Raw genomic sequence first — 19,155 nt, 5'->3', positions numbered from 1 at the left:
CCTACTCCGCAAACGCGTCCTGCTCGCACACTGACCCCTTCACACAACGAGCGACAGAGCCCGGACCTTGACCACGATGGCGTCGATGAACACCGCCGCGTAGATCTCATCCAGGGGCCGGTGCGACCAGTCGACCATCTCCTCGATGACCTTGTCAGTGATCCGCGAGATCGTTTCCTTGCTGACCGAGGCACCGTAGATCTCGGCGAAGTGCGCCGAGATCTCACCGGTCGTCAAACCTTTGGCATACAGCGACAACACGACTTCGTCGACCCCCGACAGGCGCCGCTGCCGCTTGCGGACGATCTGCGGCTCGAAGGTGCCCGCACGGTCCCGGGGCACGTCGATCTGCACCGGACCGGTCGTATCGGTCAGGACCGTCTTCGACCGGGTCCCGTTGCGGATGTTGCCCGACCCGGCGCCGGCCTGGTCGTGTTTTTCGTAGCCGAGGTGCTCGGTCATCTCCTCGTTCAACGCGGTCTCCAGGACCGTCTTGGTCAACTGCTTCAGCAGCCCGTCAGGACCCGTCAACGACAGCCCTTGTTCCTTCGCGGCCCGGACCAGCTCGGCGGCGGCCTTCGCCTCCGCCGACGGCTCAGGCCGCTTCTTCCGTCCGGTCTGGTCGTTCAGTGTCGCGGTCATCACGGCACCCTCCTCACCAGGCACAACGCCCAATGGGTCAGGCCGGAAACACCGTTAGATCCACACTCCCTGGAGGCGACCAACGTCTGCACCCTCGATGCCTGGCGGCCGACCGACGACGGTGTGGGACACAGGATCGGGGGGCGGTGCCGTCCGCGCCAGTCCGGTGACGGGGGTCGACGGGTGGTGGTCGGGTTGGTAGTTCACACCGCGAATGTCTGGGCGCGCTCACTGGAGGTGGAGCGCAACCTTGTTCGTCAGCTCCTGGTACCGCCCGGGAAGCTGGAGGTCCTTGATGACGCCGGGCATGGTCTCTGGGTGGCCAACAACTTCGGGCGGTGGCCAGCGACGTTTCCGGACCGTACTGGTCCAACCCGGCCTGTCGGTGCGGCAGTGCACCGAGGAGCAGCTGCGCCTGTTGGCCGGGACAGAGTCGTACGTACGGGCAGTGACGAAAGGATCGTTCGACGTCTACTGCAGCGCCTGACCGAAGTCTCATGCAGCATGACGTCGCTTGCAAACCCGGGCAGGTTCCGAGGGCGGCCGCGATCGGTCGCGGCCGCCCAACTCTGATGGTGATGGCTTTCGAGCGCGCCTGGCACCGGTCTCAGCGGCCGACATCGAAGGCCCGCAGCCGTGGTGCTCACCATCGGTCCGTCGCGTGGATGCCTCAACGATGTCGTTGGGGGAGAGGCGCCTCGGTTGGAGGCGCACACCATGGACCGCTGCTGCGCACTGGACCGGCCGTAGGGCAGGATCGCGGACGTGCTGATCGCTCCCGTCCCCGGCGCCCACCAACGAGGCGCTGAGCACCTTGGCCCGGCTGTGCGCTTTGCACGTGAGGTCCTGCGGCCACGAACCGTGCGGCTGAAGGGAGAGGGCCGGTGACGGGTTCCTGGATGGTGCGGACCAGCAAACAGGATGGTGGGGGCGAGGAGGCGATCACGCAAGGCGTGGTCTTCGCCGACTGGCCCGAACTGGGCGACATCTCGCGGTGCCGCAGCTTGCCCGAGGTGCGGGCCCGCCTTGCCACAGTCCATCCCGGGGACGCTGCGAAGAGACTCGACAATCTCGCCGGCCAGCTGTGGCGCTTCCTGGCGGTGATGAGCCCGGGCGACTACGTCGCCATGCCGTACCGCAATCACGTGGGAAGCATGGCGATCGGCCGTATCGTCGGCCGCTATCGGTACCAGGCGGATGCACCGCCCGGGTTCCGCCACACCCGAGCGGTGCAGTGGATCAACACCTCGGTCCCGAGGAACGCCTTCAAGAACGACCTGTTCAACAGCCTGGGGTCAATCGCGAGGATTTGTGGCCTGCCACCCGACCCTCAGAGCCGGCGGCTGGCAGCGGTGGCGCGAAAGAAACCGGACCCCGGCCCCGAAGGCCCGCCAGCCCAGCCTTCTGATTTACCGCAGCGCCGAGACTTGGTGAGCGTTCTCGATGTCGGCGATGGCGCCTGCACCATCATCAGGACCCGACGTGACGGCCGTGAGTCAGTGACCGTGATCGACTGCGGCAGCGACAGCGTCTCCGCCGACGACGCGTGTGAACGATTACTGGACGCCCTCGACGGACGGCCCGAACTCATCAAGACCATCATCGTCACTCACTTCGACGTCGATCACTACTTGGGCTTCGTTCGCCTCGCGGAGCGCATGCGCGCCCGGGGCCAGCGCTTCCGTCGACTGCGCCTGATCTCACCACGCCCCCCACGCGTCGTACCCCAGTACGCGCTCAGCTATCTGGCGATGGCCCGCTTCGTCACCGGCGTCCGCAGTCTGGATCTCGCACTCGAGCTTGAGACCGTCACCGACCGCGGGCTGCGCTACACCCCGATGTCTCGTGGCGCCGGTGGCGCCTTCCTCGCCGGCGGCCGAGGCTATGAGGTGCTGTGGCCACCGCCGATACTGCCGCCAGGCGTGATCCGTCAGGTCCAGAACGCGGTACTCGCCTTCGAAAAACTCGCTCGATCACTCGCTGACAGCGGCAACCCCGCCCTGAAGGACAACTTCGAAGCGGCCCGCACCGGCGGATGGCTGCGAACATCCCGAGGCGAGATCCCGCAGCGGCCCGCCTCGCGTGGCAGCGATCTGGGCGAGATCCCGGACCTGCTCGACGCCGAAGATGCCGGCGACGATGGACATTGGCTCGACGTCGACCGGCTGAACATCCCCGAGCACCTCCAGCAAGACTTTCGCGTGGTGTGGGACCGGATGCGCCGCGCCAACAACAATATGTCGCTGGTGTTCGAGGACGCCGAGCCGGGCCGGCTCATCGCCTTCGGCGACGCCAGCCATCCCGTCCTGTCATGGCTGGCCGCGACGGACCTCAGCCCGGCCCACTACGCACTCATGCTCGCGCCGCACCACGGCACCCACCCCCTACCGGCCTCCCTACAGATAACCGCAGAACTGTGCGTCGCGCAGAACGGCACGAAACGAGCCCATCTGTGGCCACGTCATCTTGCGACCCACCGACAGCACGGCACCTGCGTCAGCAGCACCGCGGGCAACCATCACATGTCGCTGTAACGCCCCCAGTAGGCAGACAGACAGTTGCGGAGTTATCCGCGGTATGACGCAACCTTCTCCACTGGGCAGGGAACAGCTCGTTCGCCCGCTCGTACCGGCTGCCCTGCCCGACCGTCCACGCCCGCGCCCCACCGCGATGCCCGTCCTACCGGCCCGAGTCGCCCTACCGGCGTCGGCTGGTGCGCCTGCGCTCGTGCTCGGGATGGCGTTCCCGTCTCGCTGCGGTCGGGTGACCGCGCAACCGATCCTCAATGCGTTGGATTGGCCGTCCGGCCATCGCCTCGACATTCAACCGCATCAGGAGCTACTCGTCATCGGTTCGGCCAGCGACGGACGGCACCAGGTGGGCGTTCGAGGTGAACTGCCTCTACCGGCAAGTGCGCGCCGGTTGTGCCGCATCGAGTACGGGCAGCCGGTGCTGCTGGCTGCTCTTGTCGCTCATGATCTGCTTGTCGTGCACCCCGCCAGCATCGTCGCTCGACTGCTCGTCGACGTACACGCTCGGCTCGCGGGAGGCGTCCGTGTCCGCTGACCCCGCCGCCCTTGCCACCGCACGGCAGGTTCTGGCCCACCTGGGCGTCACCGTGACCGACCTGCAGTCCGCCGCCGAGGTCCTGGTGGCTGTGCCGACGGTCGCCGAGTACCTGCCCCGCGTCATCGCTGCGGCAGGCCCGGGCGCCCGGCGTACCCACGGCACCTATTGGGAGCGCATGGCCGCGGTCTGGGGCGACCGACGGCTGGACGCGGTCGCGGCCAGCGACGTAGAGGCGATGAAACAGCAGATGACCGCGACGGCGCGGTCGCGGCGCAACAACCGCAACGGCCGGCACGCCGGCGAGCGCGTCGTCGCCGCCCGCGCCTTCTACGCCCGGGCAATCGCCGATGGTCTGATCGACGCCTTGGTCAGTCCCGCCCACCGCGTCGCCAAACCCCGCCGCCTGCCCAACACCCACCGCGCCCTGACGGCATGGGAGTTGGAGGAGATCAATGCGGTGGCGCGCAGCAGCGGCAACGACGTCAGCCTCGACGCCCTGATGCTGCGCCTGCACACCGAGACCGCCTGCCGGCGCGGCGGTGCCCTCGCCCTCCGGCTAATTGACCTGGACACCGCCAACGGGCTTGTCCGCCTGACAGAGAAAGGATCCACCGTACGGTGGCAGCCGATCACCCTCGACCTCGCGGGACACCTGCACGAGCACGCCCTGGCCCGCGGCGCCGTTCTGGCCACCGACCGGCTGCTGCGCTACCGCAACGGCCAGCCAATTACCAGCCGTCGCTACGACCACCTGTGGAAGCGCATCGGTGAGCGACTGCCCTGGGCCGCCGTGCACGCATCTCTACTCACTGGCTACGCCATACCACCCTGACCTGGGTAGAACGCCACTTCAGCTACGGAGTAGCCCGCGCCTACGTCGGCCACACCGACAGCCGCGGCTCCGCCACCACCACATACATCAAAGCCGACATCCACGTCGTTGCTGAAGCGCTGTCCGCGCTGACCGGACAGCCACATTCACTCGCCGCCTCGAAGGATATCGGCCGCTGGCCGGCACACACTGCCTCAGATTGACGACGTCTCAGCAGAGCCACCTATCGCTGGATGATCCGGCAGTAGGTGTTCGCGCTGCGCGACACCTGCTGCCGGCATCCGGCTGTCGGCTTCGGCTGAAACTGACCACGTGGTTCGGCTGGATCTGGACCACCTCCTGAAGCATCGGGAGGTGCTGAGCGTGGAGGACTGGGCGGAGATCCGGCGGCTGCGGCGTTCTTAGTTTATTGCGATCGCCGGAACACGGCACCCTCAATCCGACTTGCAAACCGAGTTCATATCTTGAGCTGTTCGAGGTCGTTCAGTGCGGCCACGACGACGTTCCAGGCAATCCGAACGGTGTCGGCATCCGGGGCGTAGCGCTGCTTGAGCTGCTTCTTCGGGTGTACCAGATTGCGGTGGTTGCGCAGCACATGGGCGTAGTCGATCACGTCTTGGACGATCCACCGCTGCGGGTGCGGCGTTTGCGGCGCCGCCACATCAGCAGCGCGCCGCGGCGGCCGGCAAGGCGCGGGCGCCGCTAGCCGGGTCTGTACAGCCGTCTGCGGCCCGTACGGCGAGCTGTACGGACTTGTACGGACTCGACGACGGCCCTATCCAAACGGCCGGGCCTCCGCTGTTCTTGGATCCGGCCGCGCTGCCGGGCCGGCCGGTGGACGAGGGACGGATGGATGTCGGTTGCCGGAACGAAATACCTTTCGGTCGCTCGGCAGTGCCAGATCGTCGCTTCGGGCGAACCGGATCGGGTCATTGTTTCCGATCTCTGCGTGTCGATACAGTGACGCATCTACTTCCCGCAGGCAGGCCGGGCAACCCGCCCGAGCCCGGTGAGCTTGGACGGGTGATGATTGCGGCCTCCGACAGCCCCGACCGATCGGCCCCGGCGGTCGCGCCAGAACCGGTGGCGGATCGTGCGCACCGCGGCATGTGGTACCTGGAGTCGTACGAGATCGGCCTCGATTCGGCGGACCTCGAGGCGGCGATCGAGGACCTGACGTTCGCCACCGAGCACGCTGGCGACCATCCGGACCGCGCGTTCTGGTGCTACTGCCGGGCGATCGCGCACGCGTACCGCGTCGACGGCGGATCGCCGGACGAACTGCCCGCGGCGATCGAGTGGTGCGAGCGGGCGTTCGCTGATGCGGCGGGGATCGATCGCGGCCCGCTCGCGGTGTTCCTCGCCGAGCTGTACTGGGACCGCTACGTCGAGCACCGCGAGGAGCCCGACGCCGCGCAACACCTCGACGCGCTCATCGACGCGGTCGCGGCAGTCCAGCTCGACGACGACGCGGAGCCGCTCGTGACCGCGAACCTGCGGATGATGCTCGGTGCCGGCCACGCCGAGCGGCACCAGCGTTCCGGGCGGCGGCCCGACCTCGACGCCGCCATCGCGCTGCTGGCGCCGTCCGTGGACGAGTTGCCGGCAGACGTCGCCGAGGTGGCCGCGGGGGCGCTGCTGCTGTGCTGGGCGTACCACGCCCGCGGCCAGGAGGACGGCGACCCGGGCGACGCGGACCTCGCGATCACGCTCGCGGAGCGGACCGCCGCCCGCCTCGACCCGGCGACCGAGCCACGTGTGGTGAACCTGCGGTGGGCGCAGTACCTGTTCCTCTCCGAGCGCCTGGAGCGCGACGACAACCACCTCGACCGCGACGAGGCGATCCGGTGCCTGCGCCACGCGGCGGAGATCTCGCCGAAGCCGGACCCCAACCTCGCGATGGCGCTGGCCGAGCTGCTGGGCGACCGCGGCGAGCTGTACCAGGACGCCGACGACCTGACGTCCGCGGCGGCCTGGGCCGGCGTCGCCGCCAACGCCGAGACCGACCCGGCCGACGGCTGGTACCCGCGCCTGTGGCAGGCGAACGCCTACCTGGCCCGCTGGGTGCAGCTGGAGGACGTCGACGACCTCGCCCGCGTCGCCGACGCGATGACCGGGGCGATCGACGCCGGGCTGCCGGACGCCGACCTGCGCCTGGTCGCCCACCGCGACCGGCTCAAGGCCCGCTACGACCTCGACAAGCGCCGGGTGGCGGCCGGCGAGGTCGGCGAGCAGGAGGCGGCCGCCACCCGGGTGCCGCTGGTGGTTGCCGCGGACGAGATCCTGCGCGACGAGCCGCACGGCGACGGTGAGATCCGGTCCGACGTGGCCGCGGTGGTCCTCACGCACCAGATGATGCTGGCGGCTGACGACCTGCTGAGCCCGGAGATCTCGCGGCTGCGCGAGCTGCTGGCGCTCGCCCGCAGCCACCCGCCTGACCCGCACCGGGCGCAGCTGCTGACGATCGTTGACGGCGCCATCGGCGCATACGAGGCGGACGGCGGCGCCGGCGACTACGGCCTGACGTCCCTGGCCGAGGCCATGGCGATGCCGGAGTTCGACACCTCGACGACCGGTCACCTGCGCCAGATGATGTCGGTGGCGAAGCTCCTGCGCGGCTTGCGCACCGGCGACATCCGCGACCTGGACAGCGCGGTGAGCGGCCTGTACCGGGCGCGCCGCGACACGGCGGAAAACCATACGCTCGGCCGCCAACTGGAGCTGTTCCAGACGCTGGCCTCGATGACCCGCACCGGCATCGATGGCGACCGCGCCCGGTTGCAGGCTGACATGGAGCGGGCGGTGGCGTTGCTGCCTGCCGGCGACGCGGCGAACCCACTGGAACGGCTGCTGGGGGCGGCGCTCAGCCTGCCGCGCATGCTCCGCGAGGGCGCCGGTACCGCAGAGATCAACGCGTTCGTCGACTCGCTGCCGTCGAGCGCTGCCCTCTCCGGCGGGCTGTTCGGCTACCACCTCACCCAGATCGTCCGGGTGATGGCGGCCGCGGCGAGCGTCACGGCGGCGTACAACCACGGCACTCCAGCCGAGCGAGCCGACGCCGGCAGGGCCTTCGTCCAAGCCGTCGAAGCGGTGAGCGCCAGCCAGTCGATCGGCGGGACCATGCTGATCATTGCCGTCAACCTGACGTTTGACCTGCTTGATCGGCACCCGGACTCGATGATCGGCGAGGCCGCGCAGCGCTGGGCGGCGGAGAGCGTGGCTCGCTGCCGCCATCCCAGTGACCAGTCGTGGGCGCCCGCATGGTTCAACCTTGCCCGGCTGCAGCGGCGGCCGGGCGGCCGCGACGACCTGGCCCGGGGGCGGGCCCACGTGCTGTCCGCGCTGCGGGGGCGGACGTGGCAGATCGTCCTGCAGTACGACGCCGACTACGGTCTGGAGGCGGCCCGGCGGCGGGCCGACGACGTCCGGCTGGCGGCCCAGTGGTGCCGCGATGATGCCGAGGCGGCGGTCCCCGCCGACCGGCAGCCGATCCTCGCCGAGCTGGTCCAGGCGCTCGACGCCGGCCGCGGCATGGTCCTCGGCGTCGCCGCGGCGGCCGGGGCCGTCCACGACGCGCTCGTCGCCCGGGGCGAGCCGGCGCTCGCCGCGCAGTGGCTGGCCGGCGAGCGGTTCGACCATCCCGATCCGCAGTTTGACGTGGCCGACCTGCGGCACCGGGTGGTGGCCACGCTGGCCCGGGACGCCGGGGCATTCGGCGAGGCGGAGCTGTTCGCGGCCGTGACCATCGACGAGATTCGCGCGGCCCTCGCCGCCTCGGACCGGGACGCCCTCGTCTACCTTGTCGCGAGCGACACCGCCGAGCCGGGGTACGCGGTGGTCGTCACCTCGGGTGGCCGCATCGACCTGCTCGCCCTGCCCGCGCTGCGGCTCGACGACTCGCCGCTCGACTGGTATCTGCACACCTACCGTGTCGTGCAGGTCCTCACCGGCGGCGACGTCGAGGCCTGGCGGTGGTCGCTGAGCCAGCTGTCGTCGTGGGCCTGGCGGGCCGGGATGGGGCCGCTCGTCGACCATTGCCGCGGTCTCACCCCGGACCGTCCGCCCCGGCTGGTCCTGGTCCCGATCGGCACCCTCTCCGTCGTGCCCTGGCACGCGGCCTGGCGGCTGGTCGACGGCGCCGAGCGCCGCTACGCCGTGCAGGATGCCGCCATCTCCTACGCCGCGTCCGCCCGGACCTGGTGCGACTCGGCTGGCCGCCTGCCGGTGGCCGCCGGCGAGGCCGAGAACGTCGCCCTCGGCCGGACCGGCCCAGCGCTGATCATCGCCGACCCGACCGGCGACCTGCCGAGCGCGGCCGACGAGGCCGACCGCATCCGCCGGTCGTTCTACCCCGACGCCACCTACCTCGGCCGACCCGCATCCACGGCCGTCGGAGCCGGCACGCCCGACGAAGTCCTGGCCTGGCTCGCCGCGGCCGCCGCCCCGCCCGCCGCGGTCCTGCACGCCGCCTGCCACGGCATCATCGAACCGGACCGGCCCAGCCAGTCCCACCTGCGCCTGGCCGGCGGCCCGCTGCGCGCCGATGACCTCATCCGGCTCGCCGCCGCGCACCGACGGATCGGCACGGTGGTGCTGGCTGCGTGCACCACGAACGTCGCCGGCGGGGAGTACGACGAGGCGCTCACCCTGTCCACCGCGTTCCTCGTCGCCGGCGCCGCGTCCGTCGTCGGTTCGCTCTGGGCGGTCCCGAGCGCCAGCACCGGGCTGCTGATGTACATGCTCCACCACTTCCTGCGCGAGGCGCCCGGCGATCCCGGCGAGGCCCTGCGCCGGGCGCAGCTGTGGATGCTCGACTCGCGGCGGAGTGTGCCCGACGGCGCTGCGGGCCTGTTGCGCCAGGTCAACCCGGACCGACTCGCGGAGCCGTACCGCTGGGCCGGCTTCGTCCACTTGGGCCGTTAACGAGGCGATATGAATTCCTTTCCTTGGCCGGGGGTGCTGCCTTGAGTTCCGGAACGTCCTACGACTGGGCCTATGAGCGGGAGCGGGAGCGGGAGCGCCAGGCGGGGCTGCGCGCGGAGCTGGAGCGGCTGCGGGTGCGGCACCGGCAGCTGCGGCGGCTCCAGGCAGCGCTCGCGACCCAGGGCATCCGGGCCGCCTCGGCCGAAATCGCCGACGTCGCCGCGGACGCCGACTCGGCGCAGCTGAGCATCGCGGTGACCGAGGCCCGCACCAGCCTCGATGCGTTGGAGGCCCGGCTGGAGGGCGCGGTGGCGCAGCGTACCCAGGAGCGGGCGGCGCGCTGGGCGGCGACCCCGGCCGTGGCGGACGACCTGCCGGCGGAGCCGTCGCTCGGCGCGGCCCTCGCCGAGGAGCGGGCTCGGGCGGACGCCACCGTTGTCGCTGCGCTGGCAAGGGCCGCCGCGGAGCTGGTCGCGATGGAGGCCCCGCGCTGCGCCGAGGACGAGCGTGTGGACCTGGTCCGGCTGGCGGAGCGCGTCGGCGGCCTCGACGCAGTGCACGCGCGCCGCGCGCTGACCGACCTCGAATCGCGGGTGGCGGCGTCGATCCGGCTCCGCCGCGACCTCGAGCAGGCGGAGCAGACCCGGACTGAGCTGCTCAGCCTGGTCGGCGAGCTGCCCGGAGAGGGGCGGACGGCGCTGCGCGAGCGCGTCGCCGAGACGCCGGATGCGGAGCTGGCCGGCCTGGGCGACGAGGTGCGGGCCGCGGTGGCCGCGCACCGTCGCCGCGAGGCCCGCGCCGAGGTCACCGAGCAGGTGCTGGCCGCCCTGCGCGCCCAGGGGTACGAGCTCGGCGACTCCTTCGACGCCCTGCTCGCCGGTGACCGCCAGGTGACGTTGCTGACCTCGGCGAAGACCCCGGACTACGGCGTGCGCCTGAGCATCGACTCTGAGCGTGACCGGTTCATGGCCACCACCGTGCGCCGCGACGACGTCGACGACGACCGGGGTGACCAGCACGCCCAGCAGCTCGTCTGCGCCGACCTCGACCTGATCGAGGCGAAGCTCGCGACCGGCGGCCTGCGCCTGCAGACGGTGCTGCGCAGGCCGGTCCAGCCCCGGGTCGCGACCATGCCCGCCCAGCACTGGCAGGCCGCCGCGAAGCCCGAGGCGTCGGCCGAGAGGCAGCGCGCGGAGCAGCTCCGGAAGGCGGCCGAGCACGCGCGGCAGCGGCAGGCCAACCAGCAGGCGAAGGGCAGGACGTCATGACAGCACCGGAGTACGGGCATGCACTGCCGGCCTGGGCCCGCGAGATCGAGCTGTCGCTGCCCCTGCACCCGCAGATCCTCCTCAGCGGCAACGTCCGCGACCTGTACCCGGTGGTCACTCGCAAGCCCGGCGACGCCGACCCGGGCGAAGACGACACGGTCGACCTCGTCGAGCTGCCCGATATCGTGTGGACGGTGGTGTCCGGGCGCGGTTACGCCGCGATGCTCGTGCTGAACCCGGTCACCGCCAAGGTTGACGTGCGGGCCGACGACCAGCCGCGCGAGTGGATGGCACCGCTGCTAAGCAGCACCTACGACACCCCGGCCGCGATTGGCGACCTGCTCGTCCAGGTCGTGCAGAACCGGGATGCCCCGGTCGCGCTGATCCTGCCGTACACCGCCCGGCTCGCCCCTGCCGACGGGCTGCTCGATCCGGCCGACCGCGCGCTGCTGACCCGCGCCGAGGTGCTCGGCCATCAGGCCGCGCCCACCCGCGGGCACGGGTCGCCCGCCGCGATGGCGCCGTTCAACACCCTCGTCTGGGTTTGCGAGCGGCAGGAGGAGCTCCATCCGCTGTTCCCCATCGGCAGCCCGATGCTGCGGGTGGTGCCGGTACCCCGGCCGACCCTCGACGTCCGGGCGACCGCGGCGCGCATCCTGTTCACTGCGGCGGCGCCGTACGACCGCCGGGCTCGGGCGCACGCGATGGCCGAGGTGACGCACGACATGACCGTCCGCGACGTCATCGCGTGTGGCCGCCTGGCCCGCGACCGCGGCCTGCCCGCCGACCGCTACGCCGACGCCGCGCGGCTGCTGCAGGTCGGCGTCACGGACGACCCGTGGTCCGCCGAGCGGCTCCGGCAGAAAATCGGCACCGCCGAGGAGTACCTCAACCAGCGCGTGGTCGGCCAGGAGCGGGCGGTGCGCAAGGCCGTCGACATCCTGATCCGCTCGGCCGTCGGACTCAACGGCGCGCACGCGTCCAGCTCGCCGAACCGGCCGCGCGGCGTGCTGTTCCTAGCCGGCCCCACCGGCGTCGGCAAAACCGAGCTGGCCAAGGCGATCGCCTCCCTGGTGCTGGGTGAGGACGCCAAGCCGCACCGCTTCGACATGAGCGAGTTCCGGGCCGACGAGGCCCACCAGCGGCTGATCGGGGCGCCGCCCGGCTACGTCGGCTACGCCGCGGGCGGAGAGCTCACCAACGCGGTGCGCGCCAACCCGGTCAGCGTCCTGCTCTTCGACGAGATCGACAAGGCCCACCCGCGCATCTTCGATTTGTTCCTGCAGATCCTCGAGGACGGCCGGCTCACCGACGGCCGCGGCGCGACCGTGTACTTCACCGAGTGCTTCCTGGTCTTCACTTCCAACCTCGGCGTCAGTGAGCCGAAGAACCCGGAGGGTGGGGAAGCCCCCGCGGCCGTCGGACCGCCGGCCGTCAGCTACCACACCCAGCCGGCCCAGGTGGAGCAGCTGTTGCGGGACGCGTTCACGCGGTTTTTCAACCAGACGCTCGGCCGCCCCGAGTTGCGCAACCGGTTCGGCGACAGCTATGTGGTGCTCGACTACATTCGCCCGCACGTCGCGCCGCTCATCCTGGCCAAGGCGCTGCGCTCAGTCGCCGCCCGCGTCGCCCATGCCCACGATCTGCGGCTGGAGATCCGGCCCGACGTCGAGGTCAAGCTCAGCGACATCATGCTCGAGCGCCTCGCCGACGGTGGCCGGGCCATCGGCACCCTGGTCGAAACCGTGGTGGTCAACCCGCTCGGCAGGTGGATCTTCGACAAGGCGCCCGTGCCCGGCTCCGTCATCACACTCACGTCGATCGCCGGCTCCGACGGCGACTGGCGCGTGGAGGTGACCTGATGGCCCGGCTGGCGCGCGTCTTCTTCCCGGTCACGGCGCTCGGACCCGGCCGCCGGCTCGGCGTCTGGTTCCAGGGCTGCCCGATCGCCTGCGCCGGCTGCATGTCGCGGGACACCTGGCCGGCCGGCGGCGGGATCGAGGTGCCCGATGCCTGGTTCGCCGGCGCCTGGGCGGCGGCGCTCGCCCGCGGCGCCACCGGCCTCACCGTCAGCGGCGGCGAGCCGACCGAGCAGCCGCAGGCCCTGCTCGCCCTGCTCCGCGCGGTGCGCTCCACGCCAGCCCCCGCCGGGGCGGACCAGGCCGACGTGCTGGTCTACACCGGTCGTGAGCGCCACGAGTTCGCTGCGCTCGTGCCCTCCGGCCCTGGCCTGGTCGATGCCCTCATCACCGGCCCGTATCGCGCGGCGGAGCCCACCACCCTCATCTGGCGCGGCTCGGCCAACCAGCGGCTGCACCTGCTCAGCGACCTCGGCCGGGAGCGCTACGCGGGCTTCTTGGCGCACCGGCCGGAGCGCCCGCCCATGCAGGTCGTCGTCGGCGACGACGACGTCTCCTATGTAGGTGTGCCGCGAACCGGAGCCCTGCCCCTGATGGAGCGCTCACTGCGCAGCTCTGGCATCCACCTCGGACGGTCGTCGTGGCGGCCGTGACCTGGGTGTGCCCCGTCGGCGGCTGCCCGGTCCGGCAGGACCGTCCGGGCAGCTGCCCCGACGACCTCGTGCAGCTCGTGCGGGAGCGGACCGAGCCGAAGACGCCCGCCGCCGACCCGGCCCCGGCAGCCCCAGCCTCGAGCGGCCTCGCCATCGACTGCCCCTGGGGGCAGCTGGTCGACATTCCCGCCATGGAGCTGCGCATCGGCCGGTCCAGCCCGGTCTTCCGCGGCGGCGGCATCGACCACTACGACCAGGTGTCCCGGAACCACGCTCGGCTGTTCTGGACCGACGGCCGCCTCCACGTGGACGACCTCGACTCCGCTAACGGCACCTTCGTCGACGGCCAGGTGGTCACCCCCGGCGTGCCGGTGGCCCTGAGAGCCGGGCAGGAACTACGCCTGGGGCTCGACGTTCCCTGCAGGATCGTGCAGCTCAACGAGTTCGGAGAACCGGTGTGAACCCAGAGGAGACAGCACCCGCGTCGCAGATGGCCGAACCGCCCACCCGCCTCCAACGGCCCGGGCGCGCAACGGCCGCCGCGCATCCCGGCGCGACCCGGATCCAGAGTGCCCCGCGGCAGCCGGGTGCGACGAGGATCCAGAGCGCCCCGCGGAAGGCCACCGCCGCCGGTACGGACCCCAGCCGCTTCATCCCGGCCGAGCTGCGGGAGCGGTTCGTCATCGGCGAGCTGCTCGGATCCGGGGGAGAGGCCACCGTCTGGCTGGCCCACGCCGCCGACGAGCTTGGCGTGCCGGTGGCGCTGAAGGTGTACCGGCCCGGCGTCGCGTTCGACGAGGACCTGCGCCGCCGGCTCGACAAGCCCGAGTGGCGCCGCTACGTGCCGAGGCTCTACGCGTACGGGGTGGCGCGCCCGGCCGACGGCATCGAGGTCGGCTGGGAGGCGATGGAGTACTTCCCGCTGGGCACGCTCGCCGACCTGGTCGACCGGGAGGCGCCGCGCGGCGGGACGCTCCACGCCGACCGGCTGCGGGCGATCGTCGCCGAGCTCACCGACGCGTTCGACTTCTGGGAGCACACGATCCAGCGGCGGCAGACCGACGTGTCGCCGGGCAACATCCTGATCCGCTCCGACGGCCCCAGCCCCGAGTTCGTGCTGGGCGACTTCGGCGGCGTGCTCAGCACCGGCGTCAGCAAGCGCTTCGCCGACCTGATGGCGAAGGCCGCGTACATGTCGCCGGAGGCCCTGGCCGGGCTCAACGATCCGCGCGGGCCGTACTGGAGCTTGGGCGCGATCTGCTTCGAGCTGCTCACCGGGCGCCCGATGTACGGCGAGGACCTTACCGAGGACACCATCCGGGTCGCGCTGGTCTTCGACGAGCCCGACGTCGACGAGCTGCCCGAGCAGTGGCAGGACCTGGTCGCCGGCCTGCTGACCCGGCGCCCGGAGGACCGCTGGGGCGCGGAGGAAGTCCGCGGCTGGCTCGCCGGCGGCAAGGTGCCGGTCCGTCGCCGGGCCAGCGGCGCGGCCCGCCTGCCGGTGACGTTCGCGAGCACGCCGTACACCGACCCGGTGGCGCTGGCCGCGGCCATGGTGGACGCGAGTGACGACGCCGCCGCCTGGCTCAGCGGCGCTGGCGCGGCCCGGCTCGGCGAGTGGCTCGCCGACGAGATGGGGGACAACCGCTTCGACCGGCGCGTGCTGGCCGACGTGGCTGGTGACCTGGTGTCGGCGCACGTCGCCGTGGCCGCGTTCGCCGCCACGTACCTGCCGAACCTGCCGCCGCGGTATCGCGGCGCGGCGGTGACGGTCGAGCGGTTGCGCACCCTCGCCGGCGACCCGGCCCGCCACCCGTTGCTGGTCGAGGTGATCCGGCGCGGGGTGCTGCCGTACGCCGCTCGCCACCGCTGTGACCATCCGGACTGCGCCGTGGCCGCTGCCACGCCGCCCGGTCCCGGCACGTCCGCGGCTGCCGGCGCGCCCGGCGACGGCTGCCGGCGGTTGGCCGCGATCGGCCGTCTCGTCCCGCGCGCCGTGACCATCGCCATGACGGGTCTGGCGACCCTGTCCAGCGAGTGCGGTTCCCAGAACGCGCTGCGGTCGGCGTCGATCGACCCCGCCGGCGGCCGGGTGCTGACCCCCGACATCGAGCGGAACGTGTGCGCGCAAGCCGTGCTGCTCGCGACCGGGCCGGAGGCGGTCAGGACCCGCCGGCTCGGGCTCAGGCTCATGCTGCGCCCCGACGAGCCGTGGTGGCAGCTGCGCCGCCGGGCCGCCCTGACCGCCGAGCCGGGCACCGAGGACGGGCTCGCCGCCCTCGTCGTCGCCGAGGTGCTCCGCCCGTTCGCCAAGGCGTACCAGCGGGCGCTGTCCAACGAGCGCCGGGTCGGCGACCACGAGCCCGCCGGCGGCCGGCGCGGGGCCGGCACGCGCCTGCGGGCACTGGCCGCCCGGGCGGGGATCCGCCTCGACAGCCGAGCCGGGCAACGCACCTGGCCGTGGCTGGGGGTGGTGCTCTTCGCCACCCTCGAGGCGCTCGGCCTGGCGCCGGTGGTCCGCTCGTGGCCGCCGGGGGAGCCAGAGCTGTCCGCGCCGATCTGGCAGGGCGTGGCGTGGCTGAAGTCCCACGCGCCGGACTTCGTGACCACCGCGAGCGACCCGCTGGGCGCGTGGATCGTCGCGGTGCTGCCGGAGTCCACCCGCTGGCTCGGCCCGGTGGCCGTCGCCGCGGTCGTCGTCGTGTGCCTGGCCCTGGCCCGCAAGACCGACGGCGGGGGCGCCGGGGCGCGGCTGGTGCGCGTGGTCGCGGCGCTGGCTGGCCGCGCCGTCATGGCCGCGTACCTCCTGCACCTCGCCGTCTGGGTGCTCGACCCGGTGGCGGTCGGCGTCACCGCGACGATGCCCTGGCTGGTCGTCGGCCTCGGCATCGCGGTGGCGCTGGTCTTCCGGTGGCTCACCGGCGGGCCCCGGACAACGACCACGGCGACGTCCCCCTGGCCGATCCGGCTCGCCGTCGGCGGCGGCCTGCTCGCCCTCACCGTGATCCTGCTGCAGCACGCGCCGTTGCCCGACGCCGCCGCGAAGCCGAGTGCGTCACAGGCCCGGTCCGCGCCGGCGACGGCGACGACACGGAGCGCTGCGTGACGCCGCACCGCGGCGCGATGCCGCACGTTGGGGTGGCCGCGCATCAGGACCCTGCCTCGCGTCGCGACGTCGCGCCGCGGCGAGACGTACTCGACGGCACGGTGGATCCCGCCGCGATCACCACCCGGGTGGAGTTTGCGTACTGCCTCGCCCGGGTCCGCATCGCCTCCGGCCGGACCGTCCGCGAGGTCGCCGACGCGATCGGGCTACCGTCGAGCACCGTCGGCGGCTACTACGGCGGCAAGCACCTGCCGGCGCGCAAGCCGCCGGACACCCTCCGCCGGATGCTGCAGGCGTGCGGCGTCACCGACGAATTCACGCTTGTCGCCTGGGAGGACGCCCTGCGCCGCGTCCGGCTGGCAAAGACCACCGCAGCCCCGCCCGTCCGCGCGGAGCCGGGCAGCGGCGACCCGCCCGTCGCCACCCCGGGAGCCGACGGCGCCCAGGCCCCGCCACGCGTGCCGCGGCAGCGCACCGAGCCGCCGGCCGACGCGGGGAGCGCGAGACATTTGCGGCGAACCGCTCTCGTCTCCACCCGCCCGCCCGTGGACCGGCTCACCGTGGAGCCGCCGCTGCGCGGACGGGACGAGTTCGTGGCCGGCCTGGTCGCCGGGCTGGAACCCGGCGACGCCCCCGGCCCGCGCCCCGCGTACGTGCTGCACGGCCTGGGTGGCTGCGGCAAGACCACGATCGCCCTGGCGGTCGCGCAGCGGGCGATGGCGCGCGGGATCCGGACCTGGTGGGTCTTCGCCGGCGGCGCGGAGAGCGTCTGGGCGGGCATGCTGGCCCTCGCCGCCGAACTGGGCGCGAACGCGGAGCAGCTGAGCCTCGGCAGCTCGCCCGACCTGCTCTGGCGTCTGCTGGATGAGCAGACCGAGCCGTGGCTGCTGATCATCGACAATGTCGACGATCCCCGGGGTGGGCTGGCCCTGCCGGACGGCGAGCTGACCGACGGCACGGGTTGGCTGCGCCCGATCACCGGCCGGCACGGCATGCTCCTGCTGACGACCCGGGACGGCCGGGACGTCACCTGGGGCGACCCGCTGCCGCCGTGGCTGCGGCTGGTATCGGTCGGCCCGCTGTCCAACCGCGACGGCGGGGCGGTGCTCACCGGTCTCGCTGGCGCGGACGCGGGCAGCCGCGAGGACGCCGAGCGCCTCGCCGAGCGCCTCGGTGGTCTGCCGCTGGCGCTGCGGCTCGCCGGGCGGTACCTCGCCCAGGCCGGCCGCCTCCCACCGGCCATCGCGGGACCCCGGCCGGTGCACACGTATCGCGCGTTCGCCGAGGCGCTGTCCGACGGCCGCCACGACGAGCTGTTCACCAACCCGTCCGAGGCCACCGGTCCCGCCGATCGCCGTGCCCGTGACCTGATCGGTCGTGCCTGGGAGCCGTCGCTGGACCTGCTCGGCCAGCAGCGGGTCACGCACGCCCGGGCGATGCTGCGCCTGCTCGCCTGCTTCGAGCCTGGGCCGGTGCCGCACGGTCTCGTGCTGGTGTCGAAGCTGCTGGCCGCCTCGCCACTGTTCCCGGGCGCAGACCGCTACCAGGTGTGGGAGGCGCTGCGCGCCCTGACCGGCCTGGGGCTTGTCGAGGTCGCCCGGACCGAGTCGGCCGACCCCGCCCTGGCCACGACGATCGCGATCCACCCGCTGGTCCGCGAGACCTCTCGCCAGCAGCCCGACCTGCGCGCCGACGTGCACCGCTACCTCGTGCTGCTCGTGTGCCTGCTCAACCGGGTGACGGCGGCCCTCGACCCGCGTGACCTGACCACCTGGGAACGCTGGCAAGCGCTCGCCGAGCACTGCCAGAGCCCGCTCAGCCTGGTCGAGGAGCACCGGATCGACGCCCGGGACGTCCCGGCGGACCTGTTGACGCCGGCTATCCAGGCCACCCGGTTCCTGCGGGCCACCGGCCAGCTCCGCCGCGCCGCGGCAGCGCAGCAGCGCATGCTGCGCATCGGGCGCCGGGTGTTCGACCCGGAGCACCCGCAGATGCTCGGCGTCGCCCACGAGCACGGCCGGGTCCAGTACGACCTGGGCCGGCTCGACACCGCGGCGCGCGAGCTGCGGGCCGTCCTCGCCGCCCGGCAGCGCGTGCTCGGCCCCAACGACGCCGACACCCTGACCACCCAACACTATTTGGCCCGCGTGCTGCGCGAGCGCGGCGAGCTCGGTCAGGCCGAGCGGCTGCTGAGCCACACGCTTCAGAAGCGCCGGGTGGTTCTCGGCGAGGAGCACCCGGACACGCTGACCACCCGCAACGTCGCGGCCGACGTGCTGCGGGCGCGCGGCCGGCCCGATCTGGCCGGTCCCGAGCTCGACGCGGTCCTTGCCGCGCAGGGGCGGGTGCTCGGCCTCGAGCACCCAGCGGCGCTGGTCACCCGGTACCACCGGGCGCTGCTGTGGCGCGACCGCGGCGACCTGCAAGCTGCCGCCGAAAGCCTGGCCGAGCTCGTCGAGGTCAGCCGGCGCGTGCTCGGCGCCGAGCACCCGCGCACGCTCACCGCGCTGCAGGCGCTCATCGACGTCCGGTACGACCTCGGCGCCCTCGCTGAGGCCGAGACCGCGGCCCGGTCGCTGCTGGACGTGCGGCGGCGCACCCTCGGCGACGACCACCCAGCCACCCTCGCCACCCGCCACCGGCTCGGCCAGATCCTGGCCCGCCGCGGTGACTTCCGGACGGCGGAGCACGAGATCAGCGCCGCCCTCGACGGTCGGCGCCGGGTGCTCGGCCCACGACACCGCGACACCATCGCCAGCCGCGCCGACCTCGACGCACTGCGACAGCGACCGGCCCGCTGAAC

11 protein-coding genes and 1 pseudogene are annotated in these 19,155 nt (G+C 72.6%); 10 read left to right on the top strand and 2 right to left on the bottom strand.

From position 1 onward, the window contains the following. Positions 1–60: 60 nt before the first annotated feature. Positions 61–642 (bottom strand): annotated as a pseudogene (locus V6U89_RS26325) (IS256 family transposase); the annotation flags it as partial. Positions 643–1,526: 884 nt separating this feature from the next. Between V6U89_RS26325 and V6U89_RS26320 the strand changes: the two are divergent. From V6U89_RS26320 to V6U89_RS26310, 3 genes are all read left to right on the top strand, one after another. Further along, positions 1,527–3,176 carry an MBL fold metallo-hydrolase gene (locus tag V6U89_RS26320; RefSeq protein WP_334574656.1) on the top strand — a complete coding sequence of 550 codons (1,650 nt, stop codon included), beginning with the start codon at positions 1,527–1,529 and terminating at the stop codon, positions 3,174–3,176. 229 nt (positions 3,177–3,405) lie between these two features. After that, positions 3,406–3,708 (top strand): hypothetical protein, encoded by a 303-nt coding sequence (locus V6U89_RS26315; protein ID WP_334574654.1) that lies wholly within the window; start codon positions 3,406–3,408, stop codon positions 3,706–3,708. Next, entirely contained in the window at positions 3,698–4,543 is an 846-nt protein-coding gene (locus V6U89_RS26310) for a tyrosine-type recombinase/integrase (RefSeq protein ID WP_334574653.1), read from the top strand. Before V6U89_RS26315 ends, V6U89_RS26310 begins: the two co-directional genes overlap by 11 nt. Positions 4,544–5,000: 457 nt before the next feature. Here V6U89_RS26310 and V6U89_RS26305 read toward each other — a convergent pair whose 3' ends face one another. Next, positions 5,001–5,156, bottom strand: a complete 156-nt coding sequence (locus tag V6U89_RS26305) for a hypothetical protein (RefSeq protein ID WP_334574651.1) — start codon at positions 5,154–5,156, stop codon at positions 5,001–5,003. A gap of 494 nt (positions 5,157–5,650) precedes the next feature. Between V6U89_RS26305 and V6U89_RS26300 the strand changes: the two genes are divergently transcribed. The 7 genes from V6U89_RS26300 to V6U89_RS26270 all read left to right on the top strand — a co-directional run bounded on the left by V6U89_RS26300 (position 5,651) and on the right by V6U89_RS26270 (position 19,153). Then, positions 5,651–9,466 (top strand): CHAT domain-containing protein, encoded by a 3,816-nt coding sequence (locus V6U89_RS26300; protein WP_334574649.1) that lies wholly within the window; start codon positions 5,651–5,653, stop codon positions 9,464–9,466. A gap of 41 nt (positions 9,467–9,507) precedes the next feature. Continuing rightward, on the top strand, positions 9,508–10,734 hold the full coding sequence (locus V6U89_RS26295; protein ID WP_334574646.1) for a hypothetical protein: 1,227 nt from the start codon (positions 9,508–9,510) through the stop codon (positions 10,732–10,734). Next, on the top strand, positions 10,731–12,596 hold the full coding sequence (locus tag V6U89_RS26290) for an AAA family ATPase (RefSeq protein ID WP_334574644.1): 1,866 nt from the start codon (positions 10,731–10,733) through the stop codon (positions 12,594–12,596). The genes V6U89_RS26295 and V6U89_RS26290 overlap by 4 nt, the downstream gene beginning before the upstream one ends. Continuing rightward, positions 12,596–13,246: a 4Fe-4S single cluster domain-containing protein gene (locus tag V6U89_RS26285; protein ID WP_334574642.1), complete on the top strand. Its 651-nt coding sequence runs from the start codon at positions 12,596–12,598 to the stop codon at positions 13,244–13,246. Before V6U89_RS26290 ends, V6U89_RS26285 begins: the two co-directional genes overlap by 1 nt. Continuing rightward, complete coding sequence (locus V6U89_RS26280; RefSeq protein ID WP_334574640.1) at positions 13,243–13,707, top strand: FHA domain-containing protein; 465 nt, start codon at positions 13,243–13,245, stop codon at positions 13,705–13,707. The genes V6U89_RS26285 and V6U89_RS26280 overlap by 4 nt, the downstream gene beginning before the upstream one ends. Positions 13,708–13,736: 29 nt before the next feature. Then, on the top strand, positions 13,737–16,352 hold the full coding sequence (locus tag V6U89_RS26275) for a protein kinase domain-containing protein (protein ID WP_334574637.1): 2,616 nt from the start codon (positions 13,737–13,739) through the stop codon (positions 16,350–16,352). A 101-nt stretch (positions 16,353–16,453) separates the two neighbouring features. Next, positions 16,454–19,153: a tetratricopeptide repeat protein gene (locus tag V6U89_RS26270; protein ID WP_334574635.1), complete on the top strand. Its 2,700-nt coding sequence runs from the start codon at positions 16,454–16,456 to the stop codon at positions 19,151–19,153. Positions 19,154–19,155 lie beyond the last annotated feature (2 nt).

The organism is Micromonospora sp. CPCC 206171 (assembly GCF_036906755.1).
GTDB lineage: Bacteria > Actinomycetota > Actinomycetes > Mycobacteriales > Micromonosporaceae > Micromonospora > Micromonospora purpureochromogenes.
This window is presented reverse-complemented; position numbering and strand designations above follow the sequence as displayed.

Excerpts from the sequence above, each read along its gene's own strand:
- V6U89_RS26300 (WP_334574649.1), top strand. The coding sequence starts at position 5,651 with ATGTGGTACCTGGAGTCGTACGAGATCGGCCTCGATTCGGCGGACCTC.
- V6U89_RS26290 (WP_334574644.1), top strand. The coding sequence starts at position 10,731 with ATGACAGCACCGGAGTACGGGCATGCACTGCCGGCCTGGGCCCGCGAG.
- V6U89_RS26285 (WP_334574642.1), top strand. The coding sequence starts at position 12,596 with ATGGCCCGGCTGGCGCGCGTCTTCTTCCCGGTCACGGCGCTCGGACCC.
- V6U89_RS26275 (WP_334574637.1), top strand. The coding sequence starts at position 13,737 with ATGGCCGAACCGCCCACCCGCCTCCAACGGCCCGGGCGCGCAACGGCC.